The organism is Methylobacterium aquaticum (genome assembly GCF_001043915.1).
Classification (GTDB): Bacteria; Pseudomonadota; Alphaproteobacteria; order Rhizobiales; family Beijerinckiaceae; genus Methylobacterium; species Methylobacterium aquaticum.
On the sequence record NZ_LABX01000052.1, the window covers coordinates 1 to 6,835 of the forward strand.

A 6,835-nucleotide genomic window follows, 5' to 3' on the forward strand; every position below is an offset into this window, starting at 1 on the left:
GTCGTCGTTGCCGAGCCAGACGCCGGTGACGAGGGTGCCGGAGAAGCCGACCACCCAGGCATCGCGAAAGTCCTGGCTGGTGCCGGTCTTGCCGGCGAGATCCCAGCCCGGGATGTCACCCTTCTTCGCCGTGCCGCTGACGAAGACCTCGTGCAGCATGGCGTTCATCATGCCGACCGCGTCGGGGGCGATCACCCGGCCGAGGCCGCTCGGAGCGCGCTTGTAGACGATTTTGCCGTCGGAGGTCTTCACGCTGGCGATCACGTAGGGGATCACCCCCATGCCGCCATTGGCGAAGGTCGCGTAGGCACCGACGAGTTCGAGCGGCGTCACCTCGGAGGTGCCGAGCGCGATCGAGGCATTGGCTTGCAGTGGCGAGGTGATGCCGAGGCGCTGCGCCGTCTGCACCACCGCCTTCGGGCCGACCTCCTGGCCCAGCCGCACCGCCACGGTGTTGAGCGAGTGGGCCAGCGCGTCGCGCAAGGTCACCGGCCCGCTATAGTTGCGCGAGTAGTTCTCCGGGTTCCAGCCCTTGATGGTGATCGGCGCGTCCTCCCGCACCGTGTCGGGGGTCAGGCCGCGCTCGACGGCCGCCAGATAGACGAAGGGCTTGAAGGCTGAGCCGGGCTGGCGCTTGGCGGTGGTGGCGCGGTTGAACTGGCTCTGGGCGTAGTCGCGCCCGCCGATCAGGGCACGGATCGCCCCGTCCGGCCGCATCGTCACGACGGCGCCCTGGCCGACATTGTAGCGTGTGCCCTTCTGGTTCAATTCGTCGACCAGCGCCCGCTCGGCCACCGCCTGGATCGCCGGATCGACGGTGGTCTGCACCGAGACGTCGGTCTCGATCTTGCCGACATAGTCGTCGAGCACGTCCATCACGAGGTCGGCGACGTAGTTGGCCGAGCCGCCGCCCTTCGGCCGGGCGGGCTTCGCCGGCTTGGCTAAAGCCGCCTGGACGTCGGCGGGCTTGGCGAAGCCCAGCTCCTGCATCGCCGCCAGCACCTGGGCGGCGCGGGCCTGGGCCGCCGGCAGGTTGCGGTTGGGGGCGAGCCGCGACGGCGCCTGGACGAGGCCGCCGAGCATCGCGGCTTCCGCCAGGGTCACGTCCTTGGCGGGCTTGGCGAAGTAGCGCTGCGCCGCCGCCTCGACACCGTAGGCGCCGGCGCCGAAATAGACCCGGTTGAGGTAGAGTTCGAGGATCTCGTCCTTGCTGTACTTGTGCTCGAGCCAGAGCGCCAGGATCGCCTCCTGGATCTTGCGCGAGGCGGTGCGCTCCTGGGTCAGGAACAGGTTCTTGGCGAGCTGCTGGGTCAGGGTCGAGCCGCCCTGGGCCACGCCGCGGCGGGTCAGGTTCTGGCCGATCGCCCGGGCGATGCCGATCGGGTCGATGCCCAGATGGCCGTAGAAGCGCCGGTCCTCGATCGCCACGAAGGCGCGGGGCAGGTAGGGCGGCAATTCGCGGATGCTCACCGTGCGCCCGCCGGTCTCGCCGCGATTGGCCAGCAGCGAGCCGTCGGCGGCCAGGATCGCGATGTTGGGCGGGCGCTTGGGCACCGACAGCTGGTCGATCGGCGGCAGTTGCGAGGCGTGGTAGGCGACGATGCCGGCCACCGCCACCAGGCCCCAGAGGCCGAGGATCATCGTGCCGTAGACGAGGGTGCCGAGGACCGAGCGCCGCCGGCGCCGCGGCGCCGCGGCCGCTCGGGCGGACCGCGTCGAGACGGCCTTGCCGGTTCCCTTGGATGTGCCTCTGGCCACTCCGCCCCCCGCCCGGTCGTCGCGCGAGAGGCGCAGGTCGAGGGACGCCGGATCTCCGGGCCCATCCGCCTCGAATCGCGGCTCGACACGACCCGTCCGCTCGCGTCCCTTCGCCATCCTGCCGAATTCCCCTCCGCCCCCGGACATGCCGGCCCGCGAGGGGCACTCAACACACGTTAAATGAGGCGGGTTTAAGGGTCGTTAACCGAAATTTTTTCGAAGAATCCTCGTGACTTAGCGCCGTGGCCCGGGGGACGCGGCAAGCCGCGCCGGGAACGGCGCACCGCGGGGAGCGTTGCGGAGGCTCTCACTAAGCAGACTTGCGTTGGCGGGCCAACGCTTCGCCCGCTTGGGGTCTTGTTGATCGCAGATTTCTGCCGCCGCACCGGTGACCGCTGCGGCGACATCTGCTTAGGAGCCGACATGGTGCACCTGCTGGTGGCGGATGGGAATGACCGGGCCGGCCGCGCGCGGCACCTCACGGTCTGCGACCGGACCTCGGCCGAGACCTATGCGGGCATCCTGCGCACGCTCGCGCCGGATGCCGTCTGCCACCTCGTCGCCCCGGCCGACGCGGATGCGGTGCTGCCGCTTGCCCTCGCCGAGTGCGATGCCCTGGTGCTCACCGGCTCGACCCTGCACGTGGCGGAGGGCGGGCCGGCGGTGACCCGGCAATGCGAGCTGGTGCGGGCGGCGCTCCTCGCCGGGCTTCCGGTCTTCGGCTCGTGCTGGGGGGTGCAGGTGGCGGCGACGATCGCGGGGGGCCGCGCCGGCCGCAACCCGCGGGGGCCGGAATACGGGCTCGCCCGCGCCATCCGCCGGAGCGCGGCCGGGGCGGGTCACCCGCTCCTCGATGGCCGACCGCCGGCCTGGGACGCCCCGGCGATCCACGACGATGCCGTGATCGACCCGCCGCCGGGCAGTCGCGTGCTCGCCGGCAACGACCGCCTCGACGTCCAGGCGATCGAGATCCGCCTCGGCGAGGGGGTGTTCTGGGGGACGCAATACCATCCCGAACTCGACCTCGACGAGGTCGCGGCGATGCTGCGGCTCTCCGCGACCGGGGTGGTGGAGGCGGGCCTGTGCCGGGACGAGGCCGCGCTGCACGCCTATGCGGACGCCTTGCGCGACCTGCACGGCGACCCGGAGGGGCGCCCCGACCTCGCCTGGCGCCTCGGCATCACCGACGAGGTTCTGGTGCCGGAGCGGCGCCGGCGCGAGATCAAGAATTTCCTCGACCGCCTGGTGCGACCGCGCCGCGCCCACGGCTGAGACCGATCAGGCCGCCCGCACGCCTTGCAGGAAGCGGGCGACCTCGGCGCCGAGATGCTCGGCCTGGTGGGTCAAGGCGTCGGCGGAGGTGAGCACCCGGTCGGCGGCCGAGCCGGTCTCGCCGGCGGCCTGCGCCACGGCGCCGATGGTGGCGGTGAGCGAGCCGGTGCCGGAGGAGGCCCGGTCCATGGCGCGGATGATCTCCTGGGTCGCCGCGCCCTGCTCCTCGACGGCGGAAGCGACCGCGGAGGCCACCCCGTCCATGCCGCGGATGCGCGCGCCGATCGCCTCGATCGCCCGCACGGCGTCGCCGGTGGCGCCCTGGATGCGGCCGATCTGGCCGCTGATCTCCTGCGTCGCCTTCGCGGTCTGGCTCGCCAGCTCCTTCACCTCGGCGGCGACCACCGCAAAGCCCCGTCCCGCCGCCCCGGCGCGGGCCGCCTCGATCGTGGCGTTAAGCGCCAGGAGGTTGGTCTGGTCGGCGACGCCCGAGATCAGGCTGACCACGTCGCCGATCCGGGACGCGGCCTCGCTCAGCTCGCCCACCAGGGCCGCGGTGCGGTCGGCCTCGGCGACGGCCATGCGGGCGAGGCCGGCGGATTCGACGACCTGCTGGCCGACCTCGCGGACCGAGGCGCCGAGTTCCTCCGTTGCCGCCGCCACGGCGCCGACATCGCCCGCCGCCTGCCCGGCGGCGGCCTCGGCCTCGGCCGAGCGCGCGGCGGCGCTGCCGGCCTTCTGCGACATGGCATGCGCGGTGGCGTGCAACTCGCCCGCCGCTGCCGCGACCTCGCCGACGATGCCGCCCACCGCCGTCTCGAACACCGCCGCCATCCGCATCACGGCCTCGCGGCGATGGTGCTCGGTCGCCTCGCGGGCGATCTCGCTCTCCCGCTCCAGCTCGCGCAGGCGGGCCATCTGCCCCATCGCGTCGCGCTCCGACTGCGCCAGCCCGGCCAGGGTCCGGGCGACGGTGTGGGAGATCCACGCCAGCATCGTGGCTTCGATCGCCAGGATCCCGGCATGCAGCAGCACCCGATCGACGCTCGCGGCCCCGGTCGGGAAGACGGCGCTCGGCAGGACCAAGGTGAGGACGAGGTGGTGCAGGGCCGTGGCCGTCGTCGCGGCCAGGATCACTCGCCAGTCGCACCAGCCGGCGAGCACCGCCAGGCAGGCGAAGAAGTACATGTGCAGGTCGACCTGCCACGGATGGCCGGCGCTCGCGTAGAGCAGAACCGCCGCCATGCCGATCAGTGCGAGCGCGGTGGCGATCCGGGTGCGGAGCCCGATCGCGTAGCGCCACCAGGACAGGGTGGCGAGCCCGGCGAGCAGGATCGTGGCGCCGGCGGGCGCCAGGCTGCCGCCGTCGATCAGCGGCAGGATCGTGGTCACCGGCACATGGGCCCAGAGCAAGCCGATCAGGATGCGGGCGTAGGAACGGCGGAGATCGTCGGCGTCGGTCATCATCGGGCAGGGCTCGGTGACGGAGAGGAATCGTCGGGTCGGTCGGGTCCGGGTGCGCAGCCGCCGGCGACGATCGGGTCGAGGACCAGCCACGCCCCGGCGCCGTAGAGGCGCCCGACGAAGCCCGCCTCCGGCGACCGCGCGACGACGACGCCGGCGGCCCCGGTGCGAACGAGCGTGCCGCCCGCCGCCACCACGATCGCGGCGGCCTCGGCGGTGCCGCCGCCCGGCCGGCCGAGAACGGCCACCGTCTCGGAGCGCGGCACGGCGACGACCGCGAGCGGCGCGAGAAGCAGGAGCAGCAGACCGGCCCCGTCCTGAAGGCGGAAACGCGCGTCCATCTGCTCCCGGTCCTGTGGTGTCGGGGAATTTGCAGTGAAATCGCTGATGACCGGTAAAGTCGCAGGACCATCGCGTAGGGTTACGAGCGACTAACCGTTAGTCAGCCCAGCCAGGAAGATTGACTTATATTCCTACATCGTCGGCGGGCCGGACAGCGGGACGACGCCCCTGATGGGAGCGCCGTCGGCGGGCCGGACCGACCGGGTGTCCGGCGTCAGATGGTGCGGGGGGAGGCGAGGGGCGTGGCCGGGACGGGGCGCTCCTCGCCGACGAGGTGGAAGGCGGCAGGCCGGCGGAACAGGAACCGGGCCGGGGTGTGGCGGATCAGCCGCTCGATCCCGAGGGGCACGGCCACCGCCGTCGCGGTGACGAGGAGCGAGACGAGGCCGACATCCGTGATGACCCCGCTCTTCACCAGCACCGTGCGCAGGACCGCCATCGGCAGGAAGAAGGCGAGGTAGATCACGATCGAGCGCTCGCCGCAGGCCCGGAGCGCGGCCGTCACCGGACCGCCGGCCCGGGTGAGCAGGGCCGCCGCGCTCACGATGGCGAGCGCCCCGGCGGCCCCCAGCACCAGGCTCACCCCCGGCAGGCCCGCCAGCGTCGGATGCGCGGGGACACCGGAGGGCGTGAAGGCGAGGACGCCCTCGATCCCCGCCCAGGCGGCGAGCCCGAGGAGCGCGAGTCCGCTTCGTGCCCGCACCCGATCGGCGAGGGCGAAGATCCGGGCGGCGAAGAGATAGCCGCCGACGAAGTAGACGAGGCGGGCGCAGAACTCGTCGATCAGGGTCGAGCCGGTCTCGATCGAGGCGAGTTGCAGCAGCGCGGCGCCGGCGAGCAGCAGCGGGCCGGGCACCCGGCGGCAGAGCTTCACGACGACCGAGAACACCGCCAGCAGGTAGATGAACCATAACGTCGAATAGGGCTCGATCAGGCCGTGGGCGAGGTGGGCGAGGAACGCGCCGGGCCCCGCGCCCTCGGTGATCTGGCCGTACTTCACCGCCGATTGGAGCACCATCCACAGCAGGTAGAAATAGGCGAAGTGGACGATCCGACGGTCGGCGAAGAGGCGCCAGTCGCGATCGACCACGCGGCCGAGGAACAGGCCCGACAGGAGGAAGAAGTCGGGGATCCGGAACGGTTTGGCGAATTCCACGACGTGGTGCATGAAGCCCTCGCCCCCCATCGCCTCGCCGACCCCGAGGGTGGAGTGCATCATCACCACCAGGATGATGCAGATGCCCTTGGCGACGTCGACCCAGGCGAGGCGCCCCGCCTCCGGCGCGGCGCGCGGCCGGACCGGATCGTCGGGCCGGGCCGAGAGGGCGGGTTCGGTATTGGGGCGGGCGGACATCGGACGTCTCCGGGAAGGGCGGCCGTCAGGCTCGCAGGGAGACGTAAAAATCGGGGAGGGGGCGGAGGGTCGAATCGCGCGCAGTCGCGCAACGGCGGGTTCACCGTGCTGCGCAGGACGCGGCGCGCGTTAGCGAAACCTTCGCCTGGATTCCCGCCGGTTGCGGGTCATCCGCGTCGCGGTGTGGAAATCGTCCGGCTTGGTGCACACCCAGGCGAGGAAGCGGGCGATCTCGGGTTCGGCCCGCAGGCTCTCCACGTCGCTCAGGCGATGCGCCAGCTCGGCCTCGCTGTGGCGGGCATGGATGGCCGAGTGGCAGATCTGGTGCAACTGGACCGTCTCGCCATGGGTGCCGCCCTTGAGCTTCGGCGTCAGGTGGTGCCGGCTCTGGCGGGCGCCCGGCGGGATCGGCCGCTCGCAGAGCGCGCAAATCACCGGTTCGCGGGCGCTCGGGCCGTGGGTGGCGGGGTCGTCGTCGCGCCAGAGACGATCACGGCGTCCCAAAGTCAGCTCCTGACAAGCGGGAAAAAGTCTCCCCTATCTGGGGCGCCGTCCGGGCGGGGTTCAAGACCGCATGATCGCTGCTGGAGCCACTGGGCTGCCGCAGCGTTCGGCAACCGGGCGGCGATTGACAAACCCCGCCCG

Annotated in this window: 6 protein-coding genes; 1 reads left to right on the forward strand and 5 read right to left on the reverse strand. The window is 72.2% G+C overall.

What is annotated here, in order from left to right; all coding sequences use genetic code 11:
- Nucleotides 1-1,875: transglycosylase domain-containing protein (locus VP06_RS07460; protein ID WP_048463201.1), on the reverse strand; the 1,875-nt coding region annotated here is incomplete at its 3' end.
- Between the two features lie 306 nt (nt 1,876-2,181).
- On the opposite strand from VP06_RS07460, the gene VP06_RS07465 reads away from it, so the two are divergent.
- Nucleotides 2,182-3,030: a type 1 glutamine amidotransferase gene (locus VP06_RS07465; RefSeq protein WP_048463202.1), complete on the forward strand. Its 849-nt coding sequence runs from the start codon at nt 2,182-2,184 to the stop codon at nt 3,028-3,030.
- 6 nt (nt 3,031-3,036) lie between these two features.
- On the opposite strand, the gene VP06_RS07470 is transcribed toward VP06_RS07465, so the two are convergent.
- From VP06_RS07470 to VP06_RS07485, 4 genes are all read right to left on the reverse strand, one after another.
- Nucleotides 3,037-4,497: a methyl-accepting chemotaxis protein gene (locus VP06_RS07470; protein WP_245291088.1), complete on the reverse strand. Its 1,461-nt coding sequence runs from the start codon at nt 4,495-4,497 to the stop codon at nt 3,037-3,039.
- A complete protein-coding gene (locus VP06_RS33645) occupies nt 4,494-4,835 on the reverse strand; it encodes a hypothetical protein (RefSeq protein WP_053081585.1) in 342 nt (113 codons plus the stop codon). Before VP06_RS33645 ends, VP06_RS07470 begins: the two co-directional genes overlap by 4 nt.
- Nucleotides 4,836-5,050: 215 nt before the next feature.
- Nucleotides 5,051-6,190, reverse strand: a complete 1,140-nt coding sequence (locus VP06_RS07480) for an acyltransferase family protein (RefSeq protein ID WP_082167245.1) — start codon at nt 6,188-6,190, stop codon at nt 5,051-5,053.
- Between the two features lie 129 nt (nt 6,191-6,319).
- A complete protein-coding gene (locus VP06_RS07485) occupies nt 6,320-6,694 on the reverse strand; it encodes a hypothetical protein (RefSeq protein ID WP_048463203.1) in 375 nt (124 codons plus the stop codon).
- Nucleotides 6,695-6,835: the final 141 nt, after the last annotated feature.

What these genes read in the sequence shown, in the direction of transcription:
- VP06_RS07465 (WP_048463202.1), top strand. Translation starts at nt 2,182, where the DNA reads ATGGTGCACCTGCTGGTGGCGGATGGGAATGACCGGGCCGGCCGCGCG.
- VP06_RS07470 (WP_245291088.1), bottom strand. Translation starts at nt 4,497, where the DNA reads ATGATGACCGACGCCGACGATCTCCGCCGTTCCTACGCCCGCATCCTG.
- VP06_RS33645 (WP_053081585.1), bottom strand. Translation starts at nt 4,835, where the DNA reads ATGGACGCGCGTTTCCGCCTTCAGGACGGGGCCGGTCTGCTGCTCCTG.
- VP06_RS07480 (WP_082167245.1), bottom strand. Translation starts at nt 6,190, where the DNA reads ATGTCCGCCCGCCCCAATACCGAACCCGCCCTCTCGGCCCGGCCCGAC.